13 protein-coding genes and 1 pseudogene are annotated in these 15863 nt (G+C 74.3%); 10 read left to right on the forward strand and 4 right to left on the reverse strand.

The window, feature by feature from the left end:
- Nucleotides 1-11 precede the first annotated feature (11 nt).
- Together O7613_RS06975 and O7613_RS06980 are read left to right on the forward strand one after the other, a co-directional pair.
- The gene (locus tag O7613_RS06975) at nucleotides 12-1037 is read left to right on the forward strand and encodes a branched-chain amino acid ABC transporter permease (RefSeq protein ID WP_282294500.1); all 1026 of its coding nucleotides are present in this window, start codon (nucleotides 12-14) and stop codon (nucleotides 1035-1037) included.
- A gap of 82 nt (nucleotides 1038-1119) precedes the next feature.
- Complete coding sequence (locus O7613_RS06980; RefSeq protein ID WP_282292827.1) at nucleotides 1120-2409, forward strand: ABC transporter substrate-binding protein; 1290 nt, start codon at nucleotides 1120-1122, stop codon at nucleotides 2407-2409.
- A 121-nt stretch (nucleotides 2410-2530) separates the two neighbouring features.
- Here the strand turns inward: O7613_RS06980 and O7613_RS06985 are convergent.
- A pseudogene (locus O7613_RS06985) lies at nucleotides 2531-3028 on the reverse strand (acetyl-CoA C-acyltransferase); the annotation flags it as partial.
- A 135-nt stretch (nucleotides 3029-3163) separates the two neighbouring features.
- On the opposite strand from O7613_RS06985, the gene O7613_RS06990 reads away from it, so the two are divergent.
- The 3 genes from O7613_RS06990 to O7613_RS07000 all read left to right on the forward strand — a co-directional run bounded on the left by O7613_RS06990 (nucleotide 3164) and on the right by O7613_RS07000 (nucleotide 7493).
- Nucleotides 3164-3934 (forward strand): SDR family oxidoreductase, encoded by a 771-nt coding sequence (locus O7613_RS06990; RefSeq protein WP_282292828.1) that lies wholly within the window; start codon nucleotides 3164-3166, stop codon nucleotides 3932-3934.
- A 154-nt stretch (nucleotides 3935-4088) separates the two neighbouring features.
- Nucleotides 4089-4697: a TetR/AcrR family transcriptional regulator gene (locus tag O7613_RS06995; RefSeq protein ID WP_282292829.1), complete on the forward strand. Its 609-nt coding sequence runs from the start codon at nucleotides 4089-4091 to the stop codon at nucleotides 4695-4697.
- Between the two features lie 66 nt (nucleotides 4698-4763).
- Nucleotides 4764-7493 (forward strand): LuxR family transcriptional regulator, encoded by a 2730-nt coding sequence (locus O7613_RS07000; RefSeq protein WP_282292831.1) that lies wholly within the window; start codon nucleotides 4764-4766, stop codon nucleotides 7491-7493.
- A gap of 17 nt (nucleotides 7494-7510) precedes the next feature.
- Here the strand turns inward: O7613_RS07000 and O7613_RS07005 are convergent, their stop codons facing one another.
- Genes O7613_RS07005 through O7613_RS07015 form a run of 3 tightly spaced genes read right to left on the reverse strand, consistent with a single transcriptional unit; the run spans nucleotide 7511 to nucleotide 10710 of the window.
- Nucleotides 7511-8584 carry an alcohol dehydrogenase catalytic domain-containing protein gene (locus O7613_RS07005; protein WP_281583597.1) on the reverse strand — a complete coding sequence of 358 codons (1074 nt, stop codon included), beginning with the start codon at nucleotides 8582-8584 and terminating at the stop codon, nucleotides 7511-7513.
- Nucleotides 8581-9999: an aldehyde dehydrogenase family protein gene (locus O7613_RS07010; RefSeq protein ID WP_282292832.1), complete on the reverse strand. Its 1419-nt coding sequence runs from the start codon at nucleotides 9997-9999 to the stop codon at nucleotides 8581-8583. The genes O7613_RS07005 and O7613_RS07010 overlap by 4 nt, the downstream gene beginning before the upstream one ends.
- Before the next feature lie 45 nt (nucleotides 10000-10044).
- The gene (locus O7613_RS07015; protein WP_281583595.1) at nucleotides 10045-10710 is read right to left on the reverse strand and encodes a TetR/AcrR family transcriptional regulator; all 666 of its coding nucleotides are present in this window, start codon (nucleotides 10708-10710) and stop codon (nucleotides 10045-10047) included.
- A gap of 91 nt (nucleotides 10711-10801) precedes the next feature.
- On the opposite strand from O7613_RS07015, the gene O7613_RS07020 reads away from it, so the two are divergent.
- From O7613_RS07020 to O7613_RS07040, 5 genes are read left to right on the forward strand one after another with little or no spacing between them, the layout of a single operon-like run.
- Nucleotides 10802-11950 carry an acyl-CoA dehydrogenase family protein gene (locus O7613_RS07020; RefSeq protein WP_282292833.1) on the forward strand — a complete coding sequence of 383 codons (1149 nt, stop codon included), beginning with the start codon at nucleotides 10802-10804 and terminating at the stop codon, nucleotides 11948-11950.
- Between the two features lie 15 nt (nucleotides 11951-11965).
- Nucleotides 11966-12724, forward strand: coding sequence for a 3-oxoacyl-ACP reductase FabG (fabG, locus tag O7613_RS07025; RefSeq protein WP_281583593.1), 759 nt, complete (start codon nucleotides 11966-11968; stop codon nucleotides 12722-12724).
- A 32-nt stretch (nucleotides 12725-12756) separates the two neighbouring features.
- Nucleotides 12757-13929, forward strand: coding sequence for an acyl-CoA dehydrogenase family protein (locus O7613_RS07030; protein ID WP_282292834.1), 1173 nt, complete (start codon nucleotides 12757-12759; stop codon nucleotides 13927-13929).
- Nucleotides 13926-14084 carry a hypothetical protein gene (locus O7613_RS07035; RefSeq protein ID WP_282292836.1) on the forward strand — a complete coding sequence of 53 codons (159 nt, stop codon included), beginning with the start codon at nucleotides 13926-13928 and terminating at the stop codon, nucleotides 14082-14084. The genes O7613_RS07030 and O7613_RS07035 overlap by 4 nt, the downstream gene beginning before the upstream one ends.
- Nucleotides 14081-15625, forward strand: a complete 1545-nt coding sequence (locus tag O7613_RS07040) for a long-chain fatty acid--CoA ligase (RefSeq protein WP_282292838.1) — start codon at nucleotides 14081-14083, stop codon at nucleotides 15623-15625. Before O7613_RS07035 ends, O7613_RS07040 begins: the two co-directional genes overlap by 4 nt.
- Nucleotides 15626-15863: the final 238 nt, after the last annotated feature.

Genomic DNA, 15863 nt, shown 5'->3' on the forward strand with positions numbered 1-15863 from the left:
GCGGGTCGACTCTGCTGCGGCACCTGGCGGTGGCGGCCGTCGCGGCGCTGCTGGTGCTGGCGGCGAGCTACGGCCTGGCGCCGTTCCGCAACTTCCAGCTCGCCACGGTGGCCGCCTACCTCTGCGCGACCGCCGGACTGACCGTCCTGACCGGACTCAACGGTCAGCTCTCGCTCGGGCACGGCGCGCTGATGGCGGTCGGCGCCTACTCGGTGGCGCTCTGCCAGGGCGCGTTCGCCGACCACGGGATGACCGGCGGCTGGCTGCTCCCGCTGTCGCTGGTCGCGGCGGTCCTGGTCACGGTGGGCGTCGGTGCCGTGGTCGGGGCAGCCGCCGCCCGCCTGCGCGGTCCGTACCTCGCCGGCGTGACGCTGGCCGTCGCGGTCGTGGTGCCCGCCCTCACGGTCACCTTCGACGACGTCTTCAACGGCGACCAGGGGCTCTCCGTGCCGGTCGAGCCACCGCCGCTGGCGCTCGGCGCCTACTTCCCGTACGAGCGGTGGCAGCTCTGGATCGCCACGGCGGCCACCCTGGTCGCTCTGGTGCTGCTGGCCAACCTGGTCCGCAGCCGGTACGGCCGCACCTTCCGGGCGGTCCGGGACGACGAGGTGGCGGCCCGCCTCGCCGGCATCCACGTGGCCCGTACCCAGGTGCTCGCCTTCGTGGTCAGCGCGGCCGGCGCCGGGCTCGGCGGCGCGCTGCTCGCGGTGCTCGCGCAGAGCGTCTCGCCCGGGGCGTTCTCGCTGACCCTGTCGCTCTTCCTGCTCATGGCCGTGGTGATCGGCGGTCTCGGCCGCCTCGCCGGGGCGCTCTGGGGAGCGGTCCTGCTGGTCGCCCTGCCCGACCTGACGCACTCCGTGACCGACCTGTTCACCGTCTCACCCGCGGTGGCGCAGCGGCTGGAGGGCAACCTGCCGTTGGCGATCTTCGGGATCACCCTGGTCGTCGTCATGATCGCCGCGCCCGGCGGCATACAGGGACTGCTGTCCCGGTTCGGCCGGGAGCTACTGGCCCGGTGGCCGGGGCGGCGGTCCTAGCAAGCGCCGGCGGCGCGGTCGCCGGCACCCCACCCACCACCCGATTCAGGAGAACCGGACCGAAGAAAGGTCGGTGTTCCACATGCACCGTACGACACGACGTGGTCTCGCGGTCGTCAGCACCATCGCCCTGCTCGTCGCCGCCGCGGGGTGCGGTGGCGACGAGAGCCCAGGCGGCGCCGGGCGCGGGGCGGTGCCCGGCGTCACCGACACCGAGATCGTGGTCGGCACCCACATGCCGCTGACCGGACCGGCCTCGGCCGGTTACTCGAAGATCGCCCCGGCGACCAAGGCGTACTTCGACTACGTCAACGCCAACGGCGGGGTGCACGGCCGGAAGATCACCTACAAGATCATGGACGACGGCTACAACCCGGCGAACACCCAGCAGGTGGTCCGCCAACTGGTGTTGCAGGACAAGGTCTTCGCCGTGCTCAACGGGCTCGGCACGCCGACCCACACCGGCGTGCTCGACTTTCTCAAGAGCAACCGGGTCCCGGACCTCTTCATCGCCTCCGGCAGCCGCAGCTGGGACCAGCCGGACAAGTATCCGGGCTCGTTCGGCTTCAACCCCGACTACACCGTGGAGGGCAAGATCCTGGCCAACCACGTGAAGACCGCGCTGCCCGGCCAGAAGGTCTGCTTCCTCGGCCAGGACGACGACTTCGGCCGGGACAGCCTGGCCGGGGTGGAACAGGTGCTCGGCGCGGGCGCGGTGGCGGTCAAGCAGACGTACGTCACCAGCAACACGAACGTGGCGCCGCAGATCGGCGCGTTCAAGGCGGCCAACTGCCAGGTGGTCGTCCTGGCCACCGTGCCCGGCTTCACCGCGCTGTCGATCGGCACCGCCGCCCGGCTCGGCTTCAAGCCGCAGTGGCTGGTCTCCAACGTGGGCGCCGACCACCCCACGCTTGCCAAACAGCTCGGCGCGGCGGCCGGCCTGCTGGAGGGCATGGTCGGCGCCAACTACCTGCCGATGCAGAACGACGCGGCCAACCCGTGGATCCAGCTCTTCACCAAGGTGAACAAGGAGCACAACGGGGACGCGCCGTTCGACGGCAACACCGTCTACGGGATGTCGGTCGGCTACCTCTTCGTGCAGGCGCTCCAGGCCGCCGGCCAGGACCTCACCCGGGAGTCCCTGCTCAAGGCGGTGGCCAAGGGCGGCTTCCAGGGCCCCGGGCTGGCGCCGTTGCGCTACTCCGACAGCGACCACTCCGGCTACGGCGGGGAGCGGCTGACCCGGGTCGGCGGGGGCGTGCAGGCATACTTCGGGCCGACGTACGAGACGGACGAGCGTGACGGGCCGGTGCGTGAGTACACCGCCCAGCCGGTGACCCCGCCGGCCGACGGGATCCCGACCGCGTCCTGAGCCACCGCGCCGGGCGGGGTTTCCCACGGCCCCGCCCGGCCGGTGCCGTGGCCGCGTCGGCCGGGCGGTCCGGTCAGCTCAGCCGCTCGACGATCATCGCCATCCCCTGGCCGCCGCCGACCAGCCGGCCGTCGTCGCGGGGGTCGTGCCAGCGGGCCGCCCCACCGGTGGCCCGGTCGGCGGTCCGGGCCACCGCGTCGGCGAACCGCGGGTTGGCGCTGCCCGGGTGCCCGTCGCTGCGGCCCCGGTCGTACCGGGAGACGCACTCGACCCCGGCGGAGACGAAGGCATGGCCCTCGCCGGCCCGGATGGCGTGCAGCGCCATCCGGGTGGTCTGCAGGGACGACGAGCAGTACCGGTTCACGGTGGTGCCGGGCAGGTGGTCCAGTCCGAGCAGGACCGCCACCACCCGGGCGAGGTTGTGGCCCTGCTCGCCGGCGGGCTGGCCGCAGCCGAGCATCAGGTCGTCGAGTTCCCGGGGGTCGAGCTGCGGCACCTGGTCGAGGGCGGTCCGGACGATGGTGGCGGCCAGGTCGTCCGCGCGTAGATCGCGCAGGGAACCCTTGTTGGCGCGGCCGATCGGGGATCGCGCGGCGGCGACGATGACGGCTTCCGGCATGACGGTGTCCTCTCCGGAGTGCAAATTGTATTCGCACTGACGGTGCGATTATGAGCGAGCCGTGTCAACGGAATGTGAGATTCTGGACGAGATCCGTCGTTGACGTTCCCCGAAGGGGCTCATACTGTTTGCATCGTGAATGCACATTCAGGACGGCTCGACGGCCGGGTCGCCCTCGTGACCGGCGCCAGCCGCGGGATCGGCCTGGCGGTGGCCCGCCGACTGGTCGCCGAGGGGGCGACGGTCGGGCTGACCGCCCGTCGCCCGGAAGCGCTCGCCGAGGCGGTGGCCGAACTGGGTGGTCCCACCCGCGCCGTGGCGGTGCCCGGCCGGGCCGACGACGCCGCGCACCGCCGGGCGGCGGTGCGCCGCGTCGCCGACGCTTTCGGCCCGGTGGACATCCTGGTCAACAACGTCGGCATCAACCCGGTCCACGGGTCGCTGCTCGACCTGGACCTGGCCGCCGCCCGCAAGCTCCTCGACGTCAACCTGCTCGGCACCCTCGGCTGGGTGCAGGAGGTCTGTGCGGCGGGCATGATCGTGCGGGGCGGCTGCATCGTCAACGTCACCTCGATCGCCGGCGGGGCCCCGTCCCCGGGGATCGCGTTCTACGGGGTGAGCAAGGCCGCCGTCGACCACCTCACCGCCTGCCTGGCCGTGGAGTTGGCGCCCGGCATCCGGGTGAACGCGGTCGCCCCGGGGGTGGTGAAGACCCGCTTCGCCGCCGCGCTGCACGAGGGCCGGGAGGAGGAGGCCGCCCGGGCGTACCCGCTGGGGCGCCTCGGCGTACCCGAGGACGTCGCCGGCGCGGTCGCCTTCCTCGCCGGCCCCGACGCGGCCTGGATCACCGGGCGGGTCCTCGTCCTCGACGGTGGGGTCACCCTGGCCGGCCGGGCCACCGGATGACCGCTCCGGCGCGGACCCGCGGGCTCACCCGACGAGGCGCACCGGCAGTCGCTGGCCCGTCGCGAGCTGCGCCGACACCGCTCCGACGCGCCGTCGGCGCGCGTCTAGACTCGGCGGGCAGTGAGGCGTGACGGCGTCGAGGAGGGCAGCGCGGATGGGTGGGGTGCAGGCACCCGGCCGGGTGGACGGGCGGACGGCCCGGGCCGCGCGGACCCGGGCGGCGATCGTCGAGGCCCACCTCGCGCTCATCTCCGAGGGGGACCTGCGGCCGACCGGCGAGCGCATCGCGGAGCGGGCCGGCATCTCGCTGCGCACGCTCTGGACGAACTTCAAGGACATGGAGACGCTCTTCGAGGCCAGTGGGGCGGAGGTGCTCCGCCAGCAGGACGCCGCGCACCGGCCGATCTCGCCGACGCTGCCGTTGGCCAAGCGGGTCGACGCGTACTGCCGGCAGCGGGCGCGGCTGCTGCAGCTCATCGCGCCATCCGCGCGGGCGGCGCAGATGCGGGAGCCGGTCTCCGACCAACTGCACCGTAACCGGCTGGTGCACATCTCGCGGGTCCTCGAGGAGGTCGAGCAGCTCTTCGCGGCCGAGCTGGCACGGGCCGGGTCCGGTCGGGAGCAGGTGCTGCACGCGGTGGTCGCGGCGAGCATGTGGCCGGCCTGGTCGATGCTGCGCGACGGGCTGGGGCTGGGCGTGGACCAGGCCCGGGCGGTGATGGCCCGGACGGTCGCCGCCCTGCTGGCCGACGCTCCCCGCTGAGCGGTCCGAACTCTTTCCATCCGGTTTCCGATAGGTAACACTCGATGCATGGTAGCTGCATCGTCAGTGCAAATAACTGGGCTGCCGGGTCGGCACACCGAGTGCGCGGCCGTCCGGCGGCTGGCCGACGGCCTGCCGGACGCCGGGGGAGCGCTGCTGGTGTGGGGCGAACCGGGCGCCGGCCGCAGCGTCCTGGTCGGCTACGCCCACCGGTACGCCACCCGCTGTCACCGGCTGGCCGGCGCCGGCCTGGCGGACGAGGCCGCGCTGCCGTACGCGGGGCTGCAACGCCTGCTCGACCCGCTGCTCGACCGGGCCGACGCCCTGCCCGAGCCGCAGCGCGGGGTGCTGCGGCGGACGCTGGCCGGCGCGGGCTGCCCGGCCGACCACCGGCTCGCCCTGTCGATGGCCGTGCGGGGACTGCTCGCCGCCGCCGCCCGGGAGCGCCCGCTGCTCTGCACGGTCGACGACGTCGACCGCGGCGACCCGCCGACCGCGGAGGTGCTCGGCTTCGTGGCCCGCCGCCTGCGTCACCTGCCGGTGGCCATGCTGCTCACCGCCGGCACCGACGCGGTCGCCGCCGGCGTGCCCCGACACCGGCTGCGACCCCTCGACGACCGGGCCGGCGCCGCGCTGCTCACCGACCGGCTGCCCGCGCTGGCCCCCCGGGTGGCCCGGGAGCTGACCGCGGTCGCCGGCGGCAACCCGCAGGCCCTGGTCGACCTCGCCGAGGTGCTGACCGCGGCCCAGTGCCGCGGTGAGGAGCCGTTGCCCGACGGGCCGCCCCTCGACGGCGCGCTGGGTCGCGGGTACCGGGGCCGGCTGGCCGGGCTGCCCGCCGACACCCGGCGCGTGCTGCTGCTCGCCGCGCTCGACTCCGACGGCGATCCGGCCACCCTGGTCCGGGCCGCCCGCGCCGGCGGCACGGCGATCGAGGCGCTCGCCCCGGCCGAGGCCGCCGGGCTGGTCCGGGTCGGCCCGGAGCGGGTGGCCCTGGCGCAACCGCTGGCCCGGGCCGTCGTCGCGGCGGACGCGCCGCTGGCCGAGCGGCGCGCCGCCCACCTGCTGCTCGCCGGCGTGCTCGACGGCCCCGGACAGCACCTGCGCCGGACGCTGCACCGCGCCGCCGCGGCGGAGGGCCCGGACCCGGTGCTGGCGGCGGAACTGGAGGCCGTGGCCGGTGGGGCCGGCGGGGACGACGGGGTGGCCGCCCTGCACCGGGCCGCCGAACTCAGCGACGAGCCGCGGCAGGCCAACGCCCGGCTGGTCGCCGCCGCCGGTCGCGCCTGGGCGGCGGGGCAGCCGCGGCGTGCCGGGCGGCTGCTCGCCGAGGCCGCCGCGGCCGGACCGGTCGACCCGGTCGCGGCCGGCCGGGCCGAGCTGCTCCGCGGCGAGCTGGAACTGCGCTGCGGCTCGCCGTCGACGGCCTCGACCACCCTGCTCGCCGCCGCCCGGGCGGTGTCCGGGGTCGACCGCGTCGCCGCCCTCGGCGCGCTTGTCCGGGCCGGTGAGGCGGTCTGCCACACCGGCGACCAGTTCCGCTACGCCGAGGTGGCGCGCCGAGTGGCGGCCCTGCGTCGGCCTGAGGACCCGCCCGACGCGGAGTTGCTGACCGCGCTGGTCGCCGGGGTGGCGGCGACGCTGCGCGGTGACCACGAGCGGGGCGGCCCGGCCCTGCGCCGGGCGGTCGTGCTCGGCAACCGGCTGACCGGGCCGGCGCTCACCCCCGCCGCGCTGACCGGCGCGGCGGTCGCGGGCCTGCTGGTCGCGGTCGACAGCGCCGCCCACCGGCTCGCCGAGCGGGCCGTCGAGCTGGCGCGTGCCCGCGGCGAGGTGTCCGCGCTGCCCCGGGCGCTGGAGCTGCGCGCGATCGCGGAGTACTGGCTGGGCCGGCACGAGGCGGCGGCGGACACCTCCCGGGAGGGGTTGCGGGTCGCCCGGGACACCGGCCAGGTCAACTCCGCCGGGGTGCACCTGGGCATGCTGGCGGTGCTCGCGGCGGTCCGGGCCGACCGGGAAACCAGCCTGTGCCGGATCCGCGAGATCGGCGAGGCGTCCGCCCCGTACAGCCGTCCGCGCGCGCTCGCCCAGTGGGCGCTCGCGGTGCTCGACCTGGTCGACGGGCGGCACGAGGCGTCCGCCGCCCGACTGGCCGCGCTGGCCCGCCCCGGCACCGGCCGAGGGCAGGTGCTGATCCAGGTGATGGCCACCCCGTACCTGGTCGAGGCCGCCGCCGGCGCGGGCCGGCGACCGGCCGCCACCGCCGCGCTCGCCGTCTTCGACAGGTGGGCCAGCAGCACCGCCAGCCCGTCCCGGCGGGCGCTCTCCGCACGCTGCCACGCGCTGCTGGCCGCGCGCGGCAGCGCCGACGCCGAACGCGGCTTCCGCACCGCGCTGCGGCTGCACCCGGCGGATGCGGGGGCGTTCGAACGGGCCCGCACCGAGCTGCTCCTCGGCCGGGAACTGCGCCGCAGCCGCCGCCCCCGGGACGCCCGGGAGCACCTGCACGCGGCCCGGGAGACCTTCGGCCTGCTCGGGCTGACCGTCTGGGCCGAGCAGGCCACCACCGAGCTGCGGGCGGCCGGCGAGTCGGTCGGCACGCCGGAGCTGCCGGCCGCCCGGCTGCTCACCGGGCAGCAGCTACGGATCGCGCAGTTGGTCGCCGAGGGAGCCACCAACCGCGAGATCGCCACCCGGATGTTCCTCTCCACCCGGACCGTCGACCACCACCTGCGCAACATCTTCCACCGGCTCGGCATCCGGTCCCGCACCGAACTCGCCCGCGCGCTGCACTGAACCCGGCGCGGCGGCGGTCAGGGCAGCACGACGGTACGGGCGCCCTCGCCGCGGGCCATCCGGTCGAACGCCGCCGCGGCGCCGTCCAGGCCGGTCCGGTCGGTGATCAGGGCGGCCGGGTCCAGGGTGCCGTCGAGCACGGCGCGGGCCAGCTCGGGCACGTCCCGGTCCGGGTCGGACGAGCCGTACACCGAGGAACGCAGTGTCCGCCCGGAGTGGAAGATGTCCAGCGCGCTCAGGCTGACCAGGTCGTCCCGCGCGCCCATGCCCACGACGGTGACCTGGCCGCCGCGCCGGGTGGCCCGCCAGGCGGCGCGGATGGTCACGCCGCGGCCGACGCACTCCAGGGCGTGGTCGACGCCACGCCCGTGGGTGCGTTCCCGGACCGCCCGGCTCAGCGCGTCGTCGGCGACGAGGAAGTCGGTGGCCCCGGCGGCGGCGGCCAGTTCGGCCTTGGCGGGCGACACGTCGACGGCGAGGACCGGGTCGGCGCCGGCGGCCCGGGCGGCGGAGACCACCGACAGGCCCACCCCGCCGAGACCGATCACCGCCACCGACTCGCCGGGCGCCACCCGGGCGGTCCGGCGTACCGCGCCGACCCCGGTGAGCACGGCGCAGCCCAGCAGGGCCGCGGTGGCGAACGGTAGCTGCGCCGGAACGTCGATCACCGCCTCCTGCGGCACCACCACCTCCTCGGCCAGCGCGCCGAGGCCGAGGGCGACGTGCAGCGGCGCACCGGCCGAGGTCCGGCCCCGGGCGGTCGCGGGGGAGCCCGTCCGCTCGCAGAACCACGGCTCGCCGCGACCGCAGTACCAGCACCTCCGGCAGGGCGGCGCCCAGTTCAGCACCACGTGCGCGCCGGGCCGGACCCGGTCGACGCCGGGGCCGACCTCGACCACCTCGCCCGCCGCCTCGTGCCCGAGCACCAGCGGGTACGGCGGCGCGACCGTGCCGTTGACCATGGACAGGTCCGAGTGGCAGACCCCGGCGGCCCGTACCCGCACCCGTACCTCGCCCGGCCCGGGTGCCGGCAGCTCCACCTCCTCCACCGTCAGCGGCTGGTTCACGCCGCGGGCGAGCAGCGCCCTCACCGCTGGATCGCCTTCGTCTGGAGGAACTCGTCGAGCCCGTAGCGACCCAGTTCCCGGCCGAGGCCGGACTGCTTGTAGCCGCCGAACGGGGCGAGCGGGTTGAACGGCGCGCCGTTGATGTCGACGGCTCCGGTGCGGATCCGCCGGGCGACCCGCACCGCCCGCTCCTCGTCGGCGGACCAGACGGCGCCGGCCAGGCCGTACCGGGAGTCGTTCGCGACGGCCACCGCCGCCTCCTCGTCGTCGACCGGGATGACGGCGAGCACCGGTCCGAAGACCTCCTCCTGGGCCAGCGCGCTGCCCGGGTCGACGTCGGCGAGCACGGTCGGGGCGACGAACCAGCCCCGCTCGGGCAGCACCGCGTCCGGGCCGCCGGCGATCAGCCGGCCGCCGTCGGCGAGCGCCCGGGCCACGTGGCCGGTCACCCGGTCCCGCTGGGCCGCGGAGACCAGCGGGCCGAGCCGGGTGTCCGGCGCGAACGGGTCGCCGGTCCGGTAGCCGTCGGCGGCCTTGGCGACCAGGTTCACCGCCTCGTCGTAGCGGTCCCGGTGCACCAGCATCCGGGTCCAGGCGGTGCAGGTCTGGCCGGAGTTGAGGAAGGCGTTGCCCACGCCGACCTTCACCGCGGTGGCCAGGTCGGCGTCGTCGAGGATCACGTTGGCGGACTTGCCGCCGAGCTCCAGCGCCACCCGGGCGATCCGGTCGGCGGCCAGGTGCGAGATCCGCCGGCCGGTGGCGGTCGAGCCGGTGAAGGAGACCACGTCGACGTCCGGGTGGGCGGCGACGGCCTCGCCCACCTCGACGCCGGTGCCGGGCACCAGGTTGACCACCCCCGGCGGGAAGCCGGCCTCGTGGATCGCGTCGAAGAGCAGGTACGCGGTCAGCGGGGTCAGCTCGCTGGGCTTGAGCACCACCGTGCACCCGGCGGCAAGCGCGGGCGCCACCTTCGCCATCACCTGGTGCAGCGGGTAGTTCCACGGGGTGATCGCCCCGACCACGCCGACCGGCTCGCGGACCACGAGCGAGTTGCCGACGGTCTCCTCGGCGGGCGGCCGGGCGGCCAGGTCGACGTAGCTGCGCAGGACGGTCAGCGGCAGGCCGACCTGTACCCGGGTGGCGACCCGGAGCGGGGTGCCCAGCTCCAGCGCGATCGTCTCGGCGGCGATCGCGGCCCGGTTGGCCAGCGCCGCGTGCAGGCGGTCCAGGGCGGCGGACCGCTGCGCCGGGGTGGCGGCGGCCCAGCCGGGGAAGGCGGCCCGGGCAGCCGCGACGGCCCAGTCGACGTCGGCGGCCGTGCCAGCCGGCACCCGGGCCAGGAGCTCCTCGGTCGCCGGGTTGTGCACCGCGATGGTGTGCCCGGAGGAGGGGGCGACCCAGGCTCCGTCGAGATAGATGTCGGTTCGTGCGAGATCCATCGCGCCCCTCACCGTGGTCGAAAACTAGCGCCGGAAGTTTTGACTCTAGCTCCCCGGGTCGGCCGGTGGGAGGGGTGGTAGCGGCCCGACGTGCTCCTGGTAGGTGCGGGAGAGCCCGTGGATGAGCGCGTCGAGGCCGAGCGCGAAGGCACCCTCGTCCACCTGCTGCTGATGCTCGGCGAGCCGGTGCGCCTGGGTCAGGTGCGGATACCGCTCGCCGTACAACCCCGGGTCCTCGACGAAGCCACGGGCGAACGACCCGAGCGCGGAGCCCGCCACGAAGTAGCGCATCAGCGCGCCGATGTGCGTGGCGCGCGCGGGCGGCCAGCCGGCGGCGACGAGTCCGCCGTAGACCGCGTCGGCCATCGCCAGCGCCGCCGGCCGCCGACCCGGCCCACGGGCGAGGTACGGCACGATGTTCGGGTGCGCGGCCAGTGCCGCCCGGTACGAGTGGCCCCACCGGCGCAGCGCCTCGCGCCAGTCGATCTTCCCGAAGAAGGAGACGTCGACCTGCGCCGTGACGCTGTCGGCCACCGCGTCGAGGATCTCGTCCTTGGTGGCGAAGTGATTGTAGAGCGAGGGCCCGCGCACCCCGAGTTCGGCCGCGAGCCGGCGGGTGGAGAACCCCTCCAGGCCGTCCGCGTCGATCAGCGCCGCTGCGGCATCGACGATCCGCTGCCGGCTGAGCAGCGCCTGCCTCGGCCGGGGCATCCGCGCCTCCCTCGTTCGCCCGTGGGTTCGCCGCAACTCTGCCACAACGGGGTCTGGACGGAATTAAACTTGCAGCGCTAGTTTATGCCTCATGGACCTTCAGCTCTCCGCGGAGCAGGCGGCGGTTCGTCAGCTCGCCGCCGAGTTCGTCGACCGCGAGGTGGTCCCGTACGCGGCGGCCTGGGACCGGCGCGAGTCCGTCGACCCGGAGATCGTGGACAAGCTCGGCCGGCTGGGCTTCCTCGGGCTGACCATCCCCGAGGAGGACGGCGGGTCCGGCGGCGACCACCTCTCCTACTGCCTGGTGCTGGAGGAGCTGGGCCGGGGCGACTCCGCCGTCAGGGGCATCGTCTCGGTGTCGCTCGGGCTGGTCGCCAAGGCCGTCGCCGCGCACGGGTCCGCCGCGCAGCGGGCCGAGTGGCTGCCCCGGCTCTGCGCCGGCACCGTGCTCGGTTGCTTCGCCCTGACCGAACCGGACAGCGGCTCGGACGCAGCCGCGCTGACCACCCGGGCGACCCGCGACGGGGGCGACTGGCTGATCACCGGCGCGAAGACGTTCATCACCAACGGCACGTCGGCCGACGTGGTCCTGCTCTTCGCCCGCACCGGCGGGCCCGGACACCGGGGCATCACCGCGTTCCTGGTGCCCACAGACGTCGCCGGGCTCAGCCGGAAAGAGATCCACGGCAAGCTCGGGCTGCGCGGGCAGGCCACCGGTGAGCTGCGCTTCGACGCCGTCCGGGTGCCCGACTCGGCGCGCCTCGGCCCGGCCGGCGGCGGGTTCCGGCTGGCCCTGACCACCCTGGCCAAGGGCCGGATGTCGGTGGCCGCCGGCTGCGTCGGCATCGCCCAGGGCTGCCTCGACGCGGCGGTCGGCTACGCCGGGCAGCGCACCCAGTTCGGCAAGCCGATCGCCGGGCACCAACTGGTGCAGCAGTTGCTCGCTGCCATCGCCGTGGACACCGCCGCCGCTCGGCTGCTGGTGTGGCGGGTGGCCGACCTCGTGGACCGGGGCGAGGCGTTCGCCACCGAGGCCTCGATGGCCAAGCTCTTCGCCAGCGAGGCCGCGGTCCGGGCGGCCAACAACGCCGTCCAGGTCTTCGGCGGGTACGGCTACATCGACGAGTACCCGGTCGGCAAGTACCTGCGCGATGCCCGGGTCGCCACCCTCTACGAGGGCACCAGCCAGATCCAGCAACTGCTCATCGGGCGCGCGCTCACCGGCGTCAACGCCTTCTAGCAAAGGGGAGAACCCGTGACCAGATTCGCCGACCGGGTGGCCGTCGTCACCGGTGCCGGGCAGGGCATCGGCGCGGCGACCGCGCACCGGCTGGCCGCCGAGGGCGCCGCCGTCGCCGTGGTCGACCTCGACGAGGAGCGCAGCCGGGCGGTCGCCGACGAGATCGCCGCGGCCGGCGGCCGGGCCGTCGGCATCGGCTGCGACGTGACCGATCCCGCGGCGGTGGCCGCGATGACCGATCGGGTGGCGCAGGCGTACGGCGGGTTGCACGTGCTGGTGAACAATGCCGGCATCACCCGTGACGACCTGCTGTTCAAGATGCCCCTGCCACACTGGGAGGCGGTGCTGACCACCAACCTGACAAGCATGTTCCTCTGCTGCCAGGCTGCCCAACAGCACATGGTCGCGGCCCGCTACGGCCGGATCGTCAACCTCAGCAGCCGCTCTGCCCTCGGTAACCGGGGCCAGGTCAACTACGCCGCGGCGAAGGCGGGGGTGCAGGGCCTGACGGCCACCCTCGCCATCGAGCTCGGCCCGTACAACATCACGGTCAACGCCGTCGCCCCGGGCTACGTGGCCACCGCGATGACCGCCGCCACCGCGCAGCGGGTCGGCAGCAGCCCGGAGGAGCATCAGGCGATGGTCGCCGAGCACACCCCGCTGCGCCGGGTCGCCCAGCCGACCGAGATCGCTTCGGTGATCGCCTTCCTGTCCAGCGACGACGCGTCGTACGTCAGCGGCCAGACCCTGTACGTCAACGGCGGCGCGCGCTGAGGTGCGCCGGCGGACCAGCACCCGGAGGAAACATGGACTTCGCGCTTTCCGACACCGAGCGGGCGATCCGCGACACCGCCCGCGACTTCATCGCCAGGGAGGTCATGCCGCTGGAGCAGGAACTGCTGCGGCGGGAGCGGGCGCACCGGCCCGGACTGGAGCACAGCGAGCTGCGCGAGTTGCAGCTCAAGGCACGCAAGTTCGGGTTCTGGGGGCTGGCCACCCCGGAGGAGTACGGCGGCATGGACCTGCCGGCCGTCACCCAGTCCCTGATCTGGACCGAACTCGGCCGCTCGTTCGTGCCGTTCCGGTTCGGCGGTGAGGCCGACAACATCCTGTTCCACGCCAACGACGAGCAGAAGCGCGAGTACCTGGTCCCCACCATCGAGGGGGAGCGGCGGAGCTGCTTCGCGATCACCGAGCCCGGCGCCGGCTCCGACGCGGCCAACATCAAGCTCAGCGCCCGCCGCGACGGCGACGACTGGATCCTCAACGGCGAGAAGACCTTCATCACCGGCGGTCACGATGCCGACTTCGCCATCGTGATCGCGGTGACCGACCGGGAGAAGGGCGCCCGCCACGGTGGCGCCACCGCGTTCCTGGTGGACCGGTCGATGGGCTGGCGCTCGGAGTTCATCCAGACGATGGGCGAGGGTGGTCCCGCCTCGCTGGTCTTCGACGACGTCCGGGTGCCCGGGCGCAACATCCTCGGCGAGCCCGGGCAGGGCTTCAGCCTCGGCATGGAGTGGATCGGCAAGGGCCGCTACACCATCCCGTCGCACGCCGTCGGCATCGCCGAGCGGGCGTTGTCGATGGCCGTCGACTACGCCAACACCCGGGAGACCTTCGGCGCGAAGATCGGCACCAACCAGGCCATCCAGTGGATGATCGCCGACTCGGAGACCGAGCTGGAGGCGGCCCGCTGGCTCATCCTGCGCGCCGCCTGGGCCGTCGACCAGGGCATGGACCCGCGGCACGCCTCCTCGATGGCGAAGCTCTACGGCGCGGGCATGGTCAACCGGGTGGTCGACCGTGTCCTGCAGATCCACGGCGGCATGGGCTACACCCGCGAGCTGCCGATCGAGCGCTGGTACCGGCAGGTCCGGCTGTACCGGATCTTCGAGGGCACCGACGAGATGCAGCGACTGATCATCTCCCGCGATCTGCTGCGCGGCTACACGAAGCTGGGAGGGCACCTGGCATGAGGGTCTTCGCGTCCATCGAGGAGTTGGCCGACGTGTCACCCGTGGACGGTGGCGTGCAGGTGGTCACCGCGGTCACCGTGGAGAGCGACGCCGGCGGCAAGCCGGTCTGCGTCGCCGAGACGGTCAGCCGCCTGGTGCGGGACGTGGCCCGATGACCGCGCTGTCGCTGGCCATGGTGCTGGCCGAGTCCGCCCGCCGGCACGCCGACACCGTCGCCGTGGTCGACGGCGACACCCGGGTGACGTACGCCGAGCTGTGGCTGGAGGCGCGCAGCTACGCCGCCGGGCTGCGGGAGCTGGGGGTCGGCCCCGGCGACAAGGTGGCCCTGCTGGCCCCGAACGTGGTGGACTTCCCCCGGGTCTACTACGGGGGCCTCGCCACCGGCGCGGTACTCGTGCCGGTGCACCTGCTGCTGACCGTGGACGAGGCGACGCACGTGCTGACCGACAGCGGCACGAAGCTGCTGGTGTGCCACAGCTCCCAGCTCGCCCTGGGCGCCGCCGCCGCGGCGGCGGCCGGCGTGCCGCTGGTGACCGTCGGGCCGGCGGGCGCCGGCGCGGTCGCGCCCCGCCTGGAGGACCTGAGCCACCCGCTGCCACCGCTGCCGTCGTACGTCACCCGGTCGGCGGAGGATCCGGCGGTGGTGCTCTACACCAGCGGCACCACCGGGGTGCCCAAGGGCGCCCTGCTCACCCACCTCAACCTGGTCCTGAACGCCACCGTGAACGTCTTCGACGCCAACGACGTGCGCAGCACGGACGTCGTGCTCGGCTGCCTGCCGCTGTTCCACAGCTTCGGCCAGACGGTGGCGATGAACGGCACCTTCCGGATCGGCGCGACGCTGGTGCTGCTGAGCCGGTTCACCGGGCCGGCCGCCATCGACCTGATGCTGCGCGAGGGGGTGGACGTCTTCCACGGCGTGCCCACCATGTACGTGGCGCTGCTCGACGCCGCCGGGGAACGGGACGACCTGCCGCGGCTGCGGCTCTGCGTCTCCGGCGGGGCGTCGCTGCCGGTGGCCGTGCTGGAACGGTTCCACGCCGCCTTCCGGACGACGGTCTTCGAAGGGTACGGGCTCTCCGAGACCTCACCCACCGCCACCACCAACCAGCCGCACTTCGGCAACCGCGCCGGGACCATCGGGCACCCGGTCTGGGGCGTGGAGGTGGAGATCGCCCGCGCGGAGGTGGACGAGCGGGTCGAGCTGCTGCCGACCGGAGAGCTCGGCGAGATCGTCATCCGGGGGCACAACGTCTTCGCCGGTTACCTGGGGCGGCCCGAGGCGACTGCGGAGGCGGTGGTAGACGGCTGGTTCCGTAGCGGTGACCTGGGACGCAAGGACGCCGACGGCTTCATCACCATCATCGACCGGAAGAAGGACATGATCATCCGGGGTGGGTTCAACGTCTACCCACGCGAGGTGGAGGAGGTCCTTGCCGGGCACCCGGCGGTCGGCCAGGTGGCGGTGATCGGGGTGCCCGACCCGCACCACGGCGAGGAGGTCTGCGCGGTGGTGGTGGCGGACCCGGCCGGCCCGGGTCTGCCCGACGAGCAGGAGATGATCGACTGGTCGCGGGAGCGTCTGGGCCGGCACAAGTACCCGCGGCAGGTCCGGTACGTCGACGACCTGCCGCTTGGGCCGAGCCACAAGGTGCTCAAGCGGGAACTGCGTCGCCGGATGGCCCCGCCCGACTGACCACCGCCCGCCGGTCCGGTGGGAATTGCAGGCGTGGCGCCGAATTGGCATCAACGCTCCTCAATAGATAAATGCTGACCTGGAGCCCTTGTCATTCGCTCTACACCGGTGTAGGAAATGAAGTGCGCTGGCGTGAATGTGGGCTGTCGCGGCTGCCGGAACGTTTCGGTGGCCGATCTCGATGGCGAGGCGAGTGCCTTCGACGCGGAAGGCCTTGACGCTCTGAGAGGAGCAGCAA

Source organism: Micromonospora sp. WMMD975 (assembly GCF_029581215.1).
Lineage (GTDB): Bacteria > Actinomycetota > Actinomycetes > Mycobacteriales > Micromonosporaceae > Micromonospora.

Bases quoted from the DNA above. Each gene is read 5' to 3' on its own strand.
- O7613_RS07010 (WP_282292832.1), bottom strand. From the start codon at position 9,999: ATGGATCTCGCACGAACCGACATCTATCTCGACGGAGCCTGGGTCGCC.
- O7613_RS07020 (WP_282292833.1), top strand. From the start codon at position 10,802: ATGGACCTTCAGCTCTCCGCGGAGCAGGCGGCGGTTCGTCAGCTCGCC.
- O7613_RS07015 (WP_281583595.1), bottom strand. From the start codon at position 10,710: ATGCCCCGGCCGAGGCAGGCGCTGCTCAGCCGGCAGCGGATCGTCGAT.
- O7613_RS07030 (WP_282292834.1), top strand. From the start codon at position 12,757: ATGGACTTCGCGCTTTCCGACACCGAGCGGGCGATCCGCGACACCGCC.
- O7613_RS07035 (WP_282292836.1), top strand. From the start codon at position 13,926: ATGAGGGTCTTCGCGTCCATCGAGGAGTTGGCCGACGTGTCACCCGTG.
- O7613_RS06995 (WP_282292829.1), top strand. From the start codon at position 4,089: ATGGGTGGGGTGCAGGCACCCGGCCGGGTGGACGGGCGGACGGCCCGG.
- O7613_RS07040 (WP_282292838.1), top strand. From the start codon at position 14,081: ATGACCGCGCTGTCGCTGGCCATGGTGCTGGCCGAGTCCGCCCGCCGG.
- O7613_RS06980 (WP_282292827.1), top strand. From the start codon at position 1,120: ATGCACCGTACGACACGACGTGGTCTCGCGGTCGTCAGCACCATCGCC.